The organism is Clostridium sardiniense, from assembly GCF_016907995.1.
In the GTDB taxonomy this organism is placed as follows: domain Bacteria; phylum Bacillota; class Clostridia; order Clostridiales; family Clostridiaceae; genus Clostridium; species Clostridium sardiniense.
Genome location: NZ_JAFBDA010000006.1, coordinates 38,460 through 56,514 on the forward strand (window position 1 = coordinate 38,460; position 18,055 = coordinate 56,514).

Here is an 18,055-nt window from a genome sequence, read left to right on the forward strand (position 1 = left end):
CAGCTTTTTTTTATTTAAAAGCAAATTTGGAAAGGTTTATTATTTTCAATAAATTCTATAGGGAGGGATTAGACTTATATTATACTGAATATTTATAAGTTTATTGAGTTGCTTATAGATAGAAAAATGGAAAAAGATAAAAAAACTAGTTTTCAATAAAATGTTAAAAATAATCGATAATACGTAATAAGTGGCTGATATTATAATATATCATTCGTATAAATACGAATGATAATAAAAAATATAATAATAATGTTGACATGGAGTGGCGGTGGTGCTATTCTAAAATTACCAAAACAAATGTTAGAAAATAAGTAATAATATTCGTGTTTTAGAATTGGTGGAGGGGAAGAAATGGTTAATAATAGAACAATTTTCGTTGAGAAAAAAGAAGGATTTAATGTAGAAGGAAAGCTTTTATTAAATGACTTTAGAGAGAACTTAGGAATTGACAATCTAGAAAGAGTAAGGGTTTTAAATAAATATATAATAGGGGAACTTGAAGAAAATTATTATAAACAAGCATTACATACAATTTTTAGAGAACCACCAGTAGATAATGTATATGAAGACAAAATTAACATAGAAGATGATGAAATTGCTTTTGGAGTTGAATATTTACCAGGGCAGTATGATCAAAGAGCAGATTCAGCAGAAGAATGTATAATGCTACTAACAGCTGAAAATAGAGTAGAAGTAAAATCATCAAAGGTTATTATCTTAAAAGGTAACCTATCTAAAGAAGTAGTAGATAAAATAAAAAACTACTATATCAATCCTGTAGATTCAAGAGAAGTAGATATATACTCAAATGAATTATCTAAAGAATTCAATGTACCAAAGGATGTAGAAATATTAAACGGATTTATAAATAAAGAAAAAGAAGAATTAGAAGCATTTCATAAGAAGCAAGGACTTGCAATGAGTTTAGAAGACTTAGAAATGATAAGAGATTACTTTAAAGAAGAAAAACGTGATCCAAGTATAACAGAAATTAAGGTAATAGATACTTACTGGTCAGATCACTGTAGACATACTACATTCGAAACATCTATAAAAGAAATCCAAATTGAAGAAAATAAATACACAAATCCAATAAAGAAAGCTTATGAAGCTTATATAAAATCAAGAGATTTTGTATATGGGGAAGATACAAATAGAAAAGTAAGTCTTATGGATATAGCAGTTATAACTATGAAAGAAATGAAACTTAAAGGAATGCTTAATGATTTAGACCTTTCAGATGAAATAAATGCATGTTCAATAAAAGTTAATTTAGAAACTGATAAGGGAATAGAAGAATACCTTTTAATGTTTAAAAATGAAACTCATAATCATCCAACAGAAATTGAACCATTTGGAGGAGCAGCAACATGCTTAGGCGGTGCTATAAGAGATCCACTTTCAGGAAGAACTTATGTGTACCAAGCAATGAGAGTAACGGGAGCTTCTGATCCAACAGTAAAAATAGAGGAAACTTTAAAGGGAAAACTTCCTCAAAGAACAATAACACTTGGAGCAGCTCATGGATATAGCTCATATGGAAATCAAATAGGACTTGCAACCGGACAAGTTGATGAAGTTTATCATCCAAATTATGTAGCAAAGAGAATGGAAATTGGAGCAGTTATTGCAGCAGCACCAAAAGAAAATGTAGTAAGAGAAGAACCAAGTGAAGGTGATTTAGTAATTTTACTTGGAGGTAGAACTGGAAGAGATGGAGTTGGAGGAGCAACAGGTTCATCTAAAGAGCATACTGAAGATTCAATAGAAAATTGTGGAGCAGAAGTTCAAAAGGGTAATCCAGTAGTTGAAAGAAAGATACAAAGATTATTTAGAAACAAAGAAGTTTCTACAATGATAAAGAGATGTAATGATTTTGGAGCGGGTGGAGTATCTGTAGCAATTGGAGAGTTATGTAGAGGTCTTAGTATAGATTTGGATAAGGTATTAAAGAAATACGATGGTTTAGATGGAACTGAACTTGCAGTATCAGAATCACAAGAAAGAATGGCTGTAGTTGTAACTAAGGAAAATGCAGAACAGTTTATAAAGCTTTCAGAAGAAGAAAACTTAGAAGCTGTAGTAGTTGCAGAAGTTACATCTAATGAAAGATTACAAATGAAGTGGAGAGATAAATTAATAGTTGATATAAAGAGAAGCTTCTTAGATACAAATGGAGCAACTCAAACTACAAATATTAAGGTTAAAGCTCCAAGTGAATATCCATATGAAGTTAAAGAGTGTGATGTAAAAGAAAGATGGGTAAATACCTTAAAGGAGTTAAATGTTTCAGGTAAACAAGGATTAATAGAAAGATTTGATTCAACTATAGGAAGTAATACAGTACTTATGCCTCTTGGAGGAAAATATCAAAAGACTCCAGCAGAAGGAATGGCAGCTAAGATACCAGTATTAAATGGTGAAAGCAAGGATGCTTCACTTATGGCATATGGATTTAATCCATACCTTGGAACATGGAGTCCATTCCACATGGCATTTTACTCAGTTATAGAATCAGTTACTAAAATAGCTGCTATGGGTGGAGATTATAGAAAGATAAGATTAACTCTTCAAGAATATTTTGAAAAGCTTGGATGCGACGAAGAGAGATGGGGTAAGCCATTTAGTGCATTACTTGGAGCATATAAAGCTCAAATAGATCTTGGAATTCCTGCAATTGGAGGAAAAGACTCAATGTCAGGAAGCTTTGGAGATATAGATGTGCCGCCAAGCTTGGTATCATTTGCAGTAGTAGTAGAGAAGGCAAGTAAGATTATATCACCAGAATTTAAGAAAGCAAACTCAACTGTAGTACTTTTAGAGCCAAGAAAATTAGAAGATGGAACAATAGAAATGGAAGGATTTAAGAGAAATTTAGAAAGATTATATGATCTTATTTCTGAAGAAAAAGTAATATCAGCTTATTCACTTAAATTTGGAGGCGTAGCAGAAGGTATTACAAAGATGACACTAGGAAATAGAATAGGAGCTTCAATAAATAACCTTTCAGAAGAAGAGCTATTTGGATTTAATTATGGAAGCTTAATTTTAGAAGTACCAGAGGATATAAATATAGAAAAAGAATTTGAAGGAACAAGGTATAAAGTTATAGGTAAAACTTTAGGACGTTCACATGTTAGATGTAATCAATATGACTTAGATTTTAATATAGAAGATTTAGAAAAGGCTTATGAAGAAAAGTTAGAGCCAGTATTTAAATCAAAGACAAAGGAAATTAATAAAAAGATAGAAGTAGATTTAAAAGAAGAGAGAGGAGCTACATCATCAAAGGTTAAAGTATCAAAGCCTAGAGTTGTAATTCCAGTATTCCCAGGAACAAACTGTGAATATGATTGTGCAAGAGCATTTAGAAATGAAGGTGCTGAAGTTTCAGAAGTTCTTTTAAGAAACTTAAATAAAGAAGCTCTTTTAGAATCAATAGATAATTTAAAAAGAGAGATTGATAGATCACAAATAATAATGATTCCAGGAGGTTTCTCAGCAGGAGATGAGCCAGATGGATCAGCTAAGTTTATAGCGACAATATTTAGAAATGAAAAAATAAAAGAAAGTGTTATGAATCTTCTAAACAATAGAGATGGATTAATTCTTGGAATATGCAATGGCTTCCAAGCGCTTGTGAAATTAGGGTTACTTCCATATGGAGAAATTAGAGATATAGAAGAAGATATGGCAACACTAACTTACAATGATATAAATAGACACATGTCAAGTATGATAAATACAAAGGTTGTTTCAAAGAAGTCACCTTGGTTTAGTGAAGTAGAACTTGGAGAAATCCATACAGTTCCAATATCACATGGTGAAGGAAGATTCGTTGCGCCAGATAGTCTATTAAATGAACTTAAAGAAAATGGACAAATAGCTACACAATATGTTGATCTAAATGGTGAAGTAACAATGGATATGCCATATAATCCAAATGGTTCATTACTAGGAATCGAAGGAATTACAAGTAGAGATGGAAGAATACTTGGTAAAATGGCTCACAGCGAAAGAATTGGAGAAAATCTTTATAAAAATATAGTAGGAAACTTTGATCAGAAGATATTTAAATCAGGAGTAAATTATTTTAAATAAGGAGTGTTTTAAATGAAAGTAGCAATATTTTTTGGAAGCAAATCTGATACAGATGTTATGAAGGGAGCCGCAAATGCTTTAAAAGAGTTCAACATTGAATACAAAGCATTTGTACTATCAGCACATAGAGTACCAGAAAAACTTATGGAAACTTTAAAGACTATAGAAGATGAAGGATGCGAAGTTATCATTGCAGGAGCGGGACTTGCAGCGCACCTTCCAGGAGTAATTGCAAGCCATACAACAATGCCTGTTATAGGTGTTCCAGTAAAGGCAGCAGTTGAAGGAATGGATGCATTACTTTCAATAGTTCAAATGCCAAAATCAATACCAGTTGCAACAGTTGGAATAAATAATAGTTATAATGCAGGAATGTTAGCAGTTCAAATGCTTTCATTAAAATATCCAGAGATTAAAAAAGATTTAATTAACTTTAGAATTAGAATGAAGAAAAGATTTATAGAAGAAAATGCTGAAGGAGTGGAATTATAATGACTAATAAATTAGAAATGTTATATGAAGGAAAAGCAAAGCAAATATTTAGAACTGATAAGGAAAATGAGGTTATAGTTCATTATAAAGATGATGCAACAGCATTTAATGGAGAAAAGAAAGCTTCAATAGATAATAAGGGAGTTTTAAACAATGCAATAACATCTAATATATTTGAAATGTTAAATGAGGCTGGAATAAAGACTCACTTTATAAAGAAGTTAAATGATAGAGATCAGTTATGTAAGAAGGTAGAGATAGTTCCTCTTGAAGTAATAGTTAGAAATGTAGCAGCAGGAAGCATGGCAAAGAGACTTGGACTTGAAGAAGGATTTGAACTTAAGACTACAGTATTTGAATTATCATATAAAGATGATGAATTAGGTGATCCACTTATAAATGATTATCATGCTGTAGGAATTGGAGCTACAACTTTTGAAGAGCTTAATAAAATTTATAAAATGACAGCTAAAATAAATGATCTATTAAAAGAATTCTTTAAGAAGCAAAATATAAATCTAATAGATTTTAAGATAGAATTTGGAAGAGATGAAAATGGGGAAGTTTTATTAGCTGATGAAATATCACCAGATACTTGTAGATTCTGGGATGCTACAACTGGAGAAAAGCTAGATAAAGATAGATTTAGAAGAGATATGGGAAATGTAGAAGAGGCATATCAAGAAATATTAAAGAGAATTAAAGGGTAAAAAGTAATTTAAAAAAGAGAGGTAGTGGCTTATGATTAATCCGCATAATTTTGATATTATGGATCCACAAAATGATAAGTTTAAAGATGAATGTGGTGTTTTTGGGGTTTATTCAAGTAGACCAATGGATGTTGCATCTGTAACGTATTATGGATTATATGCACTTCAACATAGAGGACAAGAAAGCACTGGAATTGCAGTAGCTAATGGAGAAGAAATAAAAGCTCATAAGGGACTTGGAATTATAACAGAAGCTTTTAATAAAGAAGATTTAGAAAAACTAAGAAATGCAAATGGAAATATTTCAATTGGTCATGTTAGATATTCTACAGCAGGATCTAAGACGATTGAGAATTCACAACCGCTTTTAAGTAGTACAAAACTTGGTCCTATAGCAACAGCTCATAATGGGAATTTAGTGAATGGAGATGTTATAAGAGAGCTATTAGAAGATGGTGGACATGTATTCCATACATCAGTAGATTCAGAAGTTATAACTAGCCTTATAGCAAGAGGATCAAAAAAGGGAATTGAGAGAGCGGTAATCGATGCAATATCTGCAGTTAGAGGATCTTTCGCTATGGTAATTATGACAAAAGATAAACTTATTGGGGTAAGGGATCCAAATGGAATAAGACCATTATGTCTTGGTAGATATGAAGAGGGATATGTATTAGCATCTGAAAGTTGTGCATTAGATGCAGTTGGAGCAGAATTTGTAAGAGATATTGCAGCAGGTGAAATAGTTGTTATAGATGAAAATGGAATTAAGAGCTATAGATATTCAGAGAATACATCATGTCAAACTTGTTCTTTTGAGTATATATATTTTGCAAGACCAGATTCTACTATAGATGGCTTAGATGTTCATACAACTAGAGTTAAACAAGGTGAAGAGTTATTTAAAGAACATCCAATAGATGCAGATTTAGTAGTTGCAGTACCAGACTCTGGAATACCAGCTGCTATGGGGTATGCTAAAGCATCTGGAATACCTTATGATATTGGCTTTGTTAAAAATAGATATATAGCAAGGACATTTATAACTCCATCTCAAGAAATGAGAGAGAGAGCAGTTGCAGTTAAACTTAATCCATTAAAGATTAATGTAAAAGGCAAAAGAGTAATCTTAATAGATGATTCAATAGTTAGGGGAACAACTTCAAAACATTTAATTGACTCATTAAGAAAAGCTGGAGCATTAGAAGTACACTTCTTAGTTGCGTCACCTATAGTTAAATATCCATGCTACTTTGGAATAGATACGCCATATAGAAGTGAATTAATTGGTGCAAATAAAAGTGTAGAAGAAATAAGAGAAACAATAGGTTGTGATTCTTTAGGATATTTAAGTCTTGAAGGTGTATATGCAAGTTGTAATGGAAGACGCAATTTCTGTGTTGGATGCTTTAATGGAATATATCCAGTATCAGCACCGATGGAAGCATTAGATGATAATCTTGAAAGGTAGGATTTAAGATATGATAACTTACAAAGATAGTGGAGTAAATATTGAAGAAGGATATAGATCAGTTAAGCTTATACAAGAGTATGCAAAGAAAACTATGGGAGAGTATGTTTTAAATGGCCTTGGTTCTTTTGCTGGGATGGTAGAACTTCCATCAGGATATGAAAAACCAGTTTTAGTTTCAGGTACGGACGGAGTTGGTACTAAAATTGATATAGCATGCAAGAAGAGAAAATACGATACAGTTGGTATTGATTGTGTTGCAATGTGTGTAAATGATATTTTATGTCATGGTGCTAAGCCATTATTTTTCTTAGATTATATAGCATGTGGAAAGCTTGAAGCAGAGGTTTCATCAGATTTAGTAAAGGGTGTATCAGATGGATGTATTCAATCAGATTGTTCTTTAATTGGTGGAGAAACTGCTGAAATGCCAGGCTTTTATAAAGATGGAGATTATGACGTAGCTGGATTTGCAGTAGGAATAGTTGATAAAGATAAAATTATAAATGGTAAGAATATAAAACCAGGAGATAAATTGATAGGAATTAAATCATCAGGAATTCATTCAAATGGATATTCTTTAGTTAGAAAACTATTTGAAGATTTAGATGAAGAATTTTTAGGTAAACCATTATGGGAAACATTACTTGTACCTACAAAGATATATGTTAAACCAGTTCTTAAATTAATAGAAAAGTATGAGATAAAGGGTATGTCTCATATAACTGGTGGAGGATTTATTGAAAATGTTCCAAGAATGTTTAGTGAAGATGGAATAACTGCTGTTATAAATAAAGGTAGCTATCCATTACCAGAAATATTTGAAAAGATGATTGAACTTGGAGTAGATAAAGATCATATGTACAATACTTTTAACATGGGAATTGGGTTTATACTATGTGTAAATGAAAAAGATGTAGATAGTATACTTAGAGATTTATTAGAAATGGGAGAAGCTGCTTATGAAATAGGAAGTGTTATCTCAGGAGGTGAGGGCGTTTGTTTAAAATAGCAGTCCTTGCATCGGGAAGTGGTAGTAACTTGCAATCAATAATAGATAATATAGAAAATGGTTTTTTAAATTGCAAAATAGAAATGATTGTAGGAAGCAAAGAAGGAATATATGCACTTGAGAGAGGTAAAAAGCATAATATAGATACCTTTGTAATATCAAGAAAAGAGTATGGACAAGATACATCAGATAAGATATTAGAACTTGCAAGAGAAAAAGAAATTGATTTAATTGTTCTTGCTGGATATTTATCTATATTAGACGGAGAGCTTTTAAAAGAATATAAAGATAGAATTATAAATATTCATCCATCTTTAATTCCATCTTTTTGTGGAGAGAAGATGTATGGACTGAATGTTCATAAAGCAGCAATTAATAAGGGAGTAAAGGTATCTGGGTGTACTGTTCATTTTGTAAATGATGAGGTAGATGGAGGAGAGATAATTCTTCAAGAATCAGTTCCAGTACATTTTGAAGATACTCCAGAAGAGCTTCAAAAAAGAGTATTAGTAAAAGAACATAAATTACTTCCATTAGCTATTAAGTATATAAGCGAAGGAAAAATAAAAATTAAAAGTGGTAGAGTAAATATTTTAAAATAAGGAGGACCTTTTCATGAAAAAGAGAGCTTTAATTAGTGTATTTGATAAAGAGGGAGTATTAGAATTTGCAAAATTCTTAAATGATAGAGACGTTGAAATTATATCAACAGGGGGAACATATAGACATTTAAAAGAAAATGGTGTGCCTGTAATTGAAGTAAATGAAATAACAAATTTTCCAGAGATGTTAGATGGAAGAGTTAAGACTCTTCATCCAATTATCCATGCAGGTATACTTGCTATTAGAGATAACACTGAACATATGAATACATTAAATTCAAGAGAAATTAATACAATTGATTATGTTGTAGTTAATTTATATCCATTCTTCCAAAAGGTTCGTGAAGATTTAAGTTTTGATGAAAAGGTAGAATTTATTGATATTGGTGGACCAACAATGCTTAGAGCTGCAGCTAAGAACTTTAATGATGTTGTAGTTATATCAGATAAAAATGATTATAAAAATGTAATAAATGAAATCGAAGAGTCAGGAGAGGTATCAATTAAGTTTAGAAAGAAATTAGCTGGTAAAGTATTTAATTTAATGAGTGCTTACGATGCTGCAATTTCAAACTACCTATTAGATGATGAAGAATATCCAGAATATCTTTCAGTTTCATACAGAAAGAAACAAGGATTAAGATATGGAGAAAACTCACATCAAAGTGCAGCTTTCTATGAATCAACTATGGTAGATGGGGCGATGAATACTTTTGATGTATTAAATGGTAAAGAATTATCATATAACAACTTTAAGGATATGGATATTGCATGGAAATGCGTCAATGAATTTGAAGAACCAGTTTGTTGTGCATTAAAGCATAATACACCATGTGGAGTTGCATCAGGCAAAGATGCTTATGAAGCATATATGAAAGCTTATGAGGTAGATCCGACTTCAATATTTGGTGGAATTGTTGCATTCAATAGAAAAGTTGATAAGAAAACAGCAGAAGAAATGGTTAAGATATTCTTAGAAGTAGTTGCAGCACCAGATTATGATGAGGATGCATTAGAAGTATTAAAGACTAAGAAGAATTTAAGAGTTCTTAAATGTCATAATGCTCCTAAGGATGAGAAATATATGGTTACAGTAGACGGTGGAATATTAGTTCAAGAAGAAGATAAAAAGCTAATTGATGATATAAAAGTTGTAACAGAAAAAGCTCCTACAGAAAAGGAAATGCAAGATTTACTATTTGGTATGAAGGTAGTTAAATATGTAAAGTCAAATGCTATAGTTGTAGCAAATGATGGAGTAGCACTTGGAATTGGTGGGGGTCAAGTTAATAGAATATGGCCAACTGAAGATGCGCTAAAAAGAGGGACAGGAGCTACAATACTTGCGTCAGATGCTTTCTTCCCATTTAGAGATGTTGTTGATAAAGCAGCTGAGGCTGGAATTAAAGCAATAATTCAGCCAGGTGGATCTATGAGAGATCAAGAATCAATAGATGCTTGTAATGAACATGGAATAGCTATGGTATTTACAGGACTTAGACATTTTAAGCACTAGGATACTTAGGAAATAAATAAAAGCATAAGGAATATATCTTGTAACTTAAAGGGTAAGCCTCTAAAGTGACTTTTCGATATATTCCTTATTGTTTTAATATAGAAATTTTAGTTATTTATATATTGATATATAAGTTTTAATAGTTTTAAAAGGAGTTTTGAGATAAATGGATATACTTTTAATTGGATCAGGTGGAAGAGAACATGCTTTAGCGTGGAAATTAGCTAAGAGTAAAAGAGTTAATAAAATATATGTGGCACCAGGAAATGGTGGAACAGCAAAGGAAAAAAAGTGCACTAATATAAATATAACTGATATTGAAGAATTAATAAAATTTGCAAAGGGGAATAATATAGACTTAACAATAGTAGGACCTGAAGAGCCACTTATAAAAGGAATAGTTAATAGATTTAAAGAAGAGGAACTTAGAATATTTGGACCAGCAAAAGATGGAGCAGAACTTGAAGGAAGTAAGAGCTTTTCTAAAGATTTCATGAAAAAATATGGAGTTAAAACTGCTGAGTATGAAGTTTTTTATGAAGAGAATAAAGCTAAGGAATATCTTAAAACTTGTAAATATCCAGTAGTTATAAAAGCAGATGGACTTGCAGCAGGTAAAGGTGTTGTAATATGTGAATCTTTAGAAGAAGGATTAGAAACTATAGATTTATTTATGGTATCTGATATATTTAAGGGAGCAGGTAAGAAAGTCGTAATTGAAGAATTCTTAAAGGGTGTTGAAGCGTCAATTTTATCTATTACAGATGGACATACTATAATACCATTTCTTTCAGCAAAGGATCATAAGCAAATATTTGATGATAACAAAGGGCCAAATACAGGGGGAATGGGAGTCGTGTGTCCAAACCCATATGTCACAGAAGAAGTTTTAGAGGATTTTAGAGTAAATATAATGGATAAGACTTTAATTGGAATTAGAGAAGAAGGATTTGATTTTAAAGGAATTATTTTCTTTGGAATTATGATTACAGAAGATGGAGCTAAATTACTTGAATATAATGTTAGAATGGGAGATCCTGAAACGCAATCAGTGTTATCACTTATGGAAACAGATCTTTTAGATTTAATAGAAGCTTCTATAGATGAAAGATTAAATGAAATGGCAGTTAAGTGGAAGGATGAAGTTTGCTTAAATGTTGTAATGTCTTCTAGGGGGTATCCAGGAGTTCCAGAAACAGGATATAAAATAAGTATCTCTGATGATATTAAAGAAGATGTATTTATAGCAGGTGCAAAATTTAAAGAGGATAATCTTATAACTAGTGGTGGAAGAGTTTTATCTGTTATCGGAAGAGGAAAAACTATAGAAGAAGCTAGAGAAAATGTTTATAAGAATATTGAAAAAGTTAACTTTGAAGGTGCATATTTTAGAAAAGATATTGGAAAAGCTAAGTAAATTACAAAATATAAAAAATATATATAAATTATAAGGAGTCTTTAGTTTTTAGCTAAAGGCTCTTATTAGCTATTAAAGTAATATTAATATATAGTTTTTAATTTTATATTTATGATATAATCATTTAAGGTATTTGGGTATTAAGTATTATTAGGAAAATAATACTTAAAAATTTTATAAGGGATGAAGGGTTTAAAAATGTTTGTAAAGTTTATAAAAAGGTCTTCTTGGTTAGTTGTAACACTAATAACAAGTATAATATTATTTTTAATGACTTTTTTAAGTATAAAGGATTTAATAAAGTCACATATACTATCAAATATGTCAGCACATATATCAGTGATAATATATATAGTTTCAGCATTAATTATAGGATATTTGCTATATAGGATTAAAGATAAAAAGTATTTTTTGATAGGATTATTTATAGTAGCTTTAATTATAAGAATGGTATGGATTTTAAATATTAATAGTGAGCCAGTATCAGATTTCACTGAAATGTATAAGGGTGCTCAGAATATGTTGAATGGACAGACGGAAATTATAAAAAATAGTGATTATTTTAATACTTGGGTATACCAATTAGGATTTACATTTTTTCAATTTAATATAATTAAATTATTTGGTGATTCTATTATTGTTTTAAAAATTACAAGTGCCATAATATCAGCATGTATTCCACTTGTAATTTATTTAATTTGTAAATCACTAAGAGATTCTAAGACTGCTAGAATACCTGCTTTAATATATTGTTTTTATATTACAAGTATAACTATGACTTCAGTTTTAACTAATCAGCATCTATCAACACTGTTAATTTATTTTGGTCTCTACATATTAATAAGTAAAGAAAAGAAGATTTTAAGTCTAATACTTTCAGGAATAATAATATCAATAGGAAATATTATAAGGCCAGAAGGAATAATTGTTATTATTGCAATAGTATTATTTTTACTGTTTAAGGATTTTGAAAATATAAAAACACCTAAGATATTTATGATTAATAATATAGGAAGACCGTTAATAATAGTAATTGTCTATTTATTAACTAGTACTATGGTGTCTATAGGATTTAAAGAACTTGGATATACTGATTATTCATTGTCTAATAGAGAGCCTTATTGGAAATTTGTAGTTGGATTAAATCCAAACCATGGTGGACTTTGGAATTCAGAAGATGGAGATTTAGTAAATAGGTATCCATTAGGAGAAGAGAGAGATAATTACGAGAAGGAACTTATATTAGATAGACTTAAAGATAAAGACAGTATGCTTAACTTATTTAAACAAAAATTTAGTTATATGTGGGCAAAGAATGATTGGGGAAGCATTGCGTTTTCATTAAATTATGAAGGGGCATCAGAAGAACTTGGAAACTCACTTTTAAAAATAGAAAAGATACAGTTTGTTGGAATAATTGTTTTGGCATTTTTATCAGTACTATTAAGCATAATAAGGAAGGTTAAGTTTAGTTATTATCATCTTTTTATGATACTTTTGATTGGATATATACTCGCACATTTAATAGTTGAAGTTCAGACAAGATATAGATATTTTATAATACCAACTATGGTTATATTATCTATAGAGATATTTTCATATATAGATATGAGATTAAAAAAGAAGCATCATTAAGATGTTTCTTTTTCGTATTTTAATATTCTTATATATACAAATTTTAATAAAAGATGGAATGTATAAGAACTTTATTTATACAGAAAATATAAAAGAAGTTTTGGTTGTCTACAAAACTATAAACTTTAATTTTATAATAGCTAAGTTTAAATAAAGGAGGAATTAAAATATGAAAAATAAGCCAGATGATAGAAGAGACAATGTAGATAAAATACAATGTAACATAAGTGATACTATAAGAAATATTCATCGTGCTGAAGAAATGATTGAAAAGACAGATGATGAAAATACAAAAAGAGAATTAAGTGAAAAAAATGATAGAAGAGAACAAGCGCTTAAAGGTTTAAGACAAGAAATTAAAGACGAAGCAATTAATGCAGAAATTAACTACAAATAAATTAATGATCTAGATTACATAAGTATATAAATAATATGGTTAAAAAATACTACCTATTATAGAATTTCATAATAGGTAGTATATACGATAAGATAAATTATTTAAAGTTTTTATAGTATTTAACTAAATCAGATTTCGTTATAATTCCTTTATTTTGAGGAATCATAAGCTCGTCTACATTTTTGCCAATAAGCTTAGAATCTATTAAATATTCTTTATTTAATAAATTTTGAGCCCAATAGATTACATTATCTACAGTAGGTGTATCCACTACACAAATCTCAGCAAAAGCTTTTATTATACATAATCCAAATTGAATATCTTCTATAAAGTATCTGGAGCTTAAATCAGGTATATAATTTTCAGAAGAAGCATTTGCCATTGGAGTTCTAATTCCTTTAAATCCAGGTGCAGTTCTAATTTCATTAGTTAATTCTTCAGGAATTGATATTTTATATCTTAATTTTATCTTTTCAAAATCATCTCTATTAAAATCATTAAATTCATTTAATGAATCTACTATTGTTCCTAATTCATCATCAAGTTTTAATAAAGTATCAGAAGCTAAATTTCCCCATTCTTCATAAAAGTACGGATTTCTGTCGTAAGTTACGCCAGATTTATAATCTTTAAAAAGTTCATAAAGCCTTGATGGATGCATAGTAGGGTTTGAAGGAGACAATGTTATTGATAAATAGTTGTCTAATGGATAACAATTAATGTCTATTAAATTAGTCATTGTCTTGCAAACACTATCTGAATACTTATGTGGTATTACGCTAAGTTTCATAAATTTATTTTTTTGCTTTAAGTGAATACATTCACCGTAAGATTCTAATCTTGTTATAGAAGGCACTCTTTGACTTCCAAAGAATATACAACCCTTTTCTAACAGTTCGTCTATAAAGAATTCTTTTCCACCAAATCCAGGTATAGCCCCTATTACAGTTCCTTGACTCACGTATTTACTTACTTCCTTTAGTGTTTTTTCCATCATGAAAGATGGGTGAGTTATTAAAATGTAGTCAGAATTACAAACAACTTCTTCTAAACTAGAAGTAATACAGTGCAATTTTACATTATGAGATAAATTTTTTTCTTCCTCAATTAAAACTAAAGTTTCTTTAAATGATTCAGGCTTGGATGTATGTATCCAAATTTTACAGTTTTCTTTTGTTGATGCATATGCAGCAAGATAAGTACCTATATTACCTGCACCTATTATTCCAATATTCATATTCTAATCCCCCTAGTCTTAAATTATAAATTTTATTAAGTATATGAAATTTTAATTAATACAGTTTGTTAACACAATATAAACTAAAAGTTTAAAAAAAATTAACAATATGATTAGATATTATATCATATTTACTTATAAATATTAAACTTTAGTATTTTAATATAATATTTTTTTTTAAGGAAAGACTATTATGAAAGAGAAGAATGAAAAAAGAATAGATAAGTATATATATAATTAGTAAATAGTTAATATGAAACAGAAAGTTTAGAAATTTTAGTTGTTTTTATCTAAGTTTAAGATATTAGAAATTTATTTTAGCAATTTATAATAGGTTTTGAATTTATTTTAGTAATTTAATTACTTAAGTAAGTTAATTAGAGAAAGTAATAAAAGAGTAAAAGTTTAAAAATTAAATTTAATAGTATACTGATTTTAAATATTGTAATAAATTTTAACGTTTAAAATAGGAGGAATATATTATGAAAAAAGCGATGTTAGTATTAGTAATAGGATTAATTGGGTCAGCATTATTAGTTGGTTGTGGTGGCGATAAAAAAGAAACAGCAAACAATCAAAATAATAATAGCCAAACAGAGCAGGCAAAAGAAAATAATACTCCAGAATATAAGGAAGTATATAAGAGTGGTTTTTATGAAGTAGGTAAGGATCTACCAGCTGGTGAATATTTAATAATGAGAGATAAATTAAATAAGCAAGCAGAAACCTCAGTTGCAGTAACAAAAGATAGCAAAAAAGAAGATGAGATATTTGATGAAAGTATGATGGGAAATATTTATGTAATTTTACAAAACGGACAATATCTTGAAGTAAAGAATGGAGATATTTATCCAGTGGATAAAGCACCATCAAATACTCCAGAAGATAAAGTTTATAAAGATGGTATGTATAAGGTTGGAAAAGATATAAAAGCTGGAACATATGATGTTAAAGCTATAAAAAATAATGGATCTGATGATGGATCTATAGAAATTACTAAAGATAGCAGCCATAGTGATAAGAGTGTAATATCAAAGAAAGAATTTAAGGATACTGAAAAGGTAACATTAAAAGATGGTGAATATATAATATTAGATGATGCAGAAATTACTGTTAAATAATTTATTATAAATTTAAAAGCAGTTATCTATTATACTAGTATAATAGATAACTGCTTTATATTATTAGAAAGATTAATATCATATTTTACATAATAATTTTAAGAATTTTATAAATAAAAGAGATCTAAAATTTATTTTATGTTATAAATTAGTTCATAAAAATATAGTAATATTTACGTTGAAGAATATATGAAGAGTTAAAAATATAATATCTATAAATAGATTAACATTAAAGATAATACCGGATAAAATACCATTTTACTTATATTGTAAAAAGTTTTAAAACATTTGTTATTATGATTTAATAAAAGTCTTTTATATGATAAAAATTTGTTGTAAAATTAAATAAAATAAGTTATAAGTATCTACATAGAAATTTTAATTTGGACTTATTTAATAAATAATATCAACGTCATGATAAATGAAAAGAGGGAACAAATATGAATAATGAAATAAATACTGATTTATTTGCTAAAGACCTTACTGCATTAATGGAAGAGCTTAATGTTGTAAAGAAGATAAGTAAATTTGGAGAAGATTATGATGATGTAAGAAAATCAATCGATAATCCAAGAGATAAGGAAATGTTTAGATTATCTGAATATGTTACTATATCTGAATTAGTAAGTAAGAAGCTTGAAATACCAGCAATTAAGGTATTTGAATGCATGAATAAATTATTCCGTACTTTCACTGTAAGCCAAGAAAGAATATTCAAAACATTAACAGCAGATAGTGAAACAAGAACATTATTAGTAGAAGATTTAATAGGCAACAAGAATATAGAAGAAGTTTATGTATCTATACAAGACGAACCAAGCTTTATTGAATTATGCGACGCTTTAAGAAATGTTTATAAAGCTTAATACATATACAAGATATTAAATATAATATCTGTAGAGAAAGCCCTTAACAGAGATGTTAAGGCTTTTTTAGTATATAAAAATAAATATAATTTTATCTTTGTGATAAAATAGAAATATATTAATTTGATATATGTAATACTAGTATTGTATTATTGTGTAGAATATTAATTTTTTAAATAAATAATAAGGTGTGGAGATATGGAAGATTTAAAGAGAGTAATTAGTGAAATTACAAAAGAAGATATAATAAAGGTAGTTGTTAGCAATAAAATGAACAAGGATGTTCAATATAATAAAATATCATTTGTATTAAAAGAAAATAATGAAAAACAATATTATCAAGTAGAGAAATATACTGATAAGCAAGTATTTCATGAAAATATTAATATAGATGCATTAGAAGAAAAATTATTAGAATTTGTAGGCGGAAATTATAAGCAATTATCTGCCTGGGCAAATGAGTGCACATTTGATTTGAAAATTTCTAAAAAGGGAAAAGTATTTTTAAGTAAGAAAAAAAGTGATAATGCAAAGCTAGCTAAAAAAGGACATAATAAAGAAAAAAATTACATACTTAAAGAGGGAATGATTATAGAGCCTCTTATAGATTTAGGAGTTTTTACAAAGGAAGGTAAAGTAGTTAATTCAAAATATGATAAGTATAAACAGATAAACAGATTTGTAGAAATAATTGATGATGAAATTAAGAAAAATGATTATAAAGAACTTACAATCCTAGATTTTGGCTGTGGTAAATCTTATCTAACATTTGTTTTATACTATTACTTTGTCAAGATTAAGAACATTAATGTAAAAATGATAGGATTAGATCTTAAAGAAGATGTAATAAAGAAGTGTAATGAGATAGCTAAAAGATACAATTATGAAAATTTACATTTTGAACTTGGAGATATTAATGGATTTAAATATAATAATAAAGTTGATATGGTAATTACATTACATGCCTGTGATACAGCTACTGATTATGCTTTATATAATGCAATAAAGTGGAATAGTAAAATGATATTCTCTGTTCCTTGTTGCCAACATGAATTTAATCATCAAATGAAGGCTGAATCACTATCAATACTTACTAAGTATGGAATAGTACAAGAGAGAGTTGCAGCACTTATGACAGATTCAGTTAGAGCTAATCTTTTAGAATGTGTAGGGTATAAAACACAACTTTTAGAATTTATAGATATAGCACATTCCCCTAAGAATATATTAATTAGAGCATCAAAATCTAATATATCTAAAGGCAAGAAAGAAAAAGCTTTAAATGAAGTTAAGGATTTAATGAATCAGTTTAACTTTAATCCAACATTATATAATTTATTAAAGGAAGATAAGTTTATTTAATGATTAATTTAAGAAAAAATGTAATAAATTTATATGGATATTTTAAAGGTATTGAATAAGTAATAATAATTATGATATCATAATTATTATTAATAAATAAAGTGAGGGAGAAT

General features: G+C 28.6%; 14 protein-coding genes. 13 read left to right on the plus strand and 1 reads right to left on the minus strand.

Going from position 1 to position 18,055, the window contains the following annotated elements; all coding sequences use genetic code 11:
• Positions 1-354: 354 nt before the first annotated feature.
• From JOC62_RS06750 to tlp, 10 genes are all read left to right on the plus strand, one after another.
• On the plus strand, positions 355-4,104 hold the full coding sequence (locus JOC62_RS06750; protein ID WP_204594467.1) for a phosphoribosylformylglycinamidine synthase: 3,750 nt from the start codon (positions 355-357) through the stop codon (positions 4,102-4,104).
• A gap of 12 nt (positions 4,105-4,116) precedes the next feature.
• Positions 4,117-4,596, plus strand: a complete 480-nt coding sequence (gene purE, locus JOC62_RS06755; protein ID WP_204594468.1) for a 5-(carboxyamino)imidazole ribonucleotide mutase — start codon at positions 4,117-4,119, stop codon at positions 4,594-4,596.
• A complete protein-coding gene (purC, locus tag JOC62_RS06760) occupies positions 4,596-5,306 on the plus strand; it encodes a phosphoribosylaminoimidazolesuccinocarboxamide synthase (RefSeq protein ID WP_204594469.1) in 711 nt (236 codons plus the stop codon). Before purE ends, purC begins: the two co-directional genes overlap by 1 nt.
• Before the next feature lie 31 nt (positions 5,307-5,337).
• Positions 5,338-6,777 (plus strand): amidophosphoribosyltransferase, encoded by a 1,440-nt coding sequence (purF, locus tag JOC62_RS06765; RefSeq protein WP_204594470.1) that lies wholly within the window; start codon positions 5,338-5,340, stop codon positions 6,775-6,777.
• A gap of 10 nt (positions 6,778-6,787) precedes the next feature.
• Positions 6,788-7,789, plus strand: coding sequence for a phosphoribosylformylglycinamidine cyclo-ligase (gene purM / locus JOC62_RS06770; protein ID WP_204594471.1), 1,002 nt, complete (start codon positions 6,788-6,790; stop codon positions 7,787-7,789).
• The gene (purN, locus tag JOC62_RS06775; RefSeq protein ID WP_204594472.1) at positions 7,777-8,391 is read left to right on the plus strand and encodes a phosphoribosylglycinamide formyltransferase; all 615 of its coding nucleotides are present in this window, start codon (positions 7,777-7,779) and stop codon (positions 8,389-8,391) included. The genes purM and purN overlap by 13 nt, the downstream gene beginning before the upstream one ends.
• Before the next feature lie 13 nt (positions 8,392-8,404).
• Entirely contained in the window at positions 8,405-9,907 is a 1,503-nt protein-coding gene (gene purH, locus JOC62_RS06780) for a bifunctional phosphoribosylaminoimidazolecarboxamide formyltransferase/IMP cyclohydrolase (protein ID WP_204594473.1), read from the plus strand.
• Between the two features lie 166 nt (positions 9,908-10,073).
• The gene (purD, locus tag JOC62_RS06785) at positions 10,074-11,324 is read left to right on the plus strand and encodes a phosphoribosylamine--glycine ligase (protein WP_204594474.1); all 1,251 of its coding nucleotides are present in this window, start codon (positions 10,074-10,076) and stop codon (positions 11,322-11,324) included.
• Between the two features lie 198 nt (positions 11,325-11,522).
• On the plus strand, positions 11,523-12,959 hold the full coding sequence (locus JOC62_RS06790; RefSeq protein WP_204594475.1) for a glycosyltransferase family 39 protein: 1,437 nt from the start codon (positions 11,523-11,525) through the stop codon (positions 12,957-12,959).
• A 169-nt stretch (positions 12,960-13,128) separates the two neighbouring features.
• On the plus strand, positions 13,129-13,356 hold the full coding sequence (gene tlp / locus JOC62_RS06795; RefSeq protein ID WP_204594476.1) for a small acid-soluble spore protein Tlp: 228 nt from the start codon (positions 13,129-13,131) through the stop codon (positions 13,354-13,356).
• A 97-nt stretch (positions 13,357-13,453) separates the two neighbouring features.
• Here tlp and JOC62_RS06800 read toward each other — a convergent pair whose 3' ends face one another.
• Entirely contained in the window at positions 13,454-14,593 is a 1,140-nt protein-coding gene (locus JOC62_RS06800; protein WP_204594477.1) for an NAD/NADP octopine/nopaline dehydrogenase family protein, read from the minus strand.
• A gap of 482 nt (positions 14,594-15,075) precedes the next feature.
• Between JOC62_RS06800 and JOC62_RS06805 the strand changes: the two genes are divergently transcribed.
• The 3 genes from JOC62_RS06805 to JOC62_RS06815 all read left to right on the plus strand — a co-directional run bounded on the left by JOC62_RS06805 (position 15,076) and on the right by JOC62_RS06815 (position 17,942).
• A complete protein-coding gene (locus tag JOC62_RS06805) occupies positions 15,076-15,714 on the plus strand; it encodes an Rv1352/Rv1906c domain-containing protein (protein ID WP_204594478.1) in 639 nt (212 codons plus the stop codon).
• A 440-nt stretch (positions 15,715-16,154) separates the two neighbouring features.
• Positions 16,155-16,580: a hypothetical protein gene (locus JOC62_RS06810; RefSeq protein WP_204594479.1), complete on the plus strand. Its 426-nt coding sequence runs from the start codon at positions 16,155-16,157 to the stop codon at positions 16,578-16,580.
• A gap of 198 nt (positions 16,581-16,778) precedes the next feature.
• Positions 16,779-17,942, plus strand: a complete 1,164-nt coding sequence (locus tag JOC62_RS06815) for a class I SAM-dependent methyltransferase (protein WP_204594480.1) — start codon at positions 16,779-16,781, stop codon at positions 17,940-17,942.
• The last annotated feature ends 113 nt before the right edge of the window (positions 17,943-18,055 follow it).

Bases quoted from the DNA above. Each gene is read 5' to 3' on its own strand.
- JOC62_RS06750 (WP_204594467.1), top strand. From the start codon at position 355: ATGGTTAATAATAGAACAATTTTCGTTGAGAAAAAAGAAGGATTTAAT.
- purE (WP_204594468.1), top strand. From the start codon at position 4,117: ATGAAAGTAGCAATATTTTTTGGAAGCAAATCTGATACAGATGTTATG.
- purC (WP_204594469.1), top strand. From the start codon at position 4,596: ATGACTAATAAATTAGAAATGTTATATGAAGGAAAAGCAAAGCAAATA.
- purF (WP_204594470.1), top strand. From the start codon at position 5,338: ATGATTAATCCGCATAATTTTGATATTATGGATCCACAAAATGATAAG.
- purM (WP_204594471.1), top strand. From the start codon at position 6,788: ATGATAACTTACAAAGATAGTGGAGTAAATATTGAAGAAGGATATAGA.
- purH (WP_204594473.1), top strand. From the start codon at position 8,405: ATGAAAAAGAGAGCTTTAATTAGTGTATTTGATAAAGAGGGAGTATTA.
- purD (WP_204594474.1), top strand. From the start codon at position 10,074: ATGGATATACTTTTAATTGGATCAGGTGGAAGAGAACATGCTTTAGCG.
- JOC62_RS06790 (WP_204594475.1), top strand. From the start codon at position 11,523: ATGTTTGTAAAGTTTATAAAAAGGTCTTCTTGGTTAGTTGTAACACTA.
- tlp (WP_204594476.1), top strand. From the start codon at position 13,129: ATGAAAAATAAGCCAGATGATAGAAGAGACAATGTAGATAAAATACAA.
- JOC62_RS06800 (WP_204594477.1), bottom strand. From the start codon at position 14,593: ATGAATATTGGAATAATAGGTGCAGGTAATATAGGTACTTATCTTGCT.
- JOC62_RS06805 (WP_204594478.1), top strand. From the start codon at position 15,076: ATGAAAAAAGCGATGTTAGTATTAGTAATAGGATTAATTGGGTCAGCA.
- JOC62_RS06810 (WP_204594479.1), top strand. From the start codon at position 16,155: ATGAATAATGAAATAAATACTGATTTATTTGCTAAAGACCTTACTGCA.
- JOC62_RS06815 (WP_204594480.1), top strand. From the start codon at position 16,779: ATGGAAGATTTAAAGAGAGTAATTAGTGAAATTACAAAAGAAGATATA.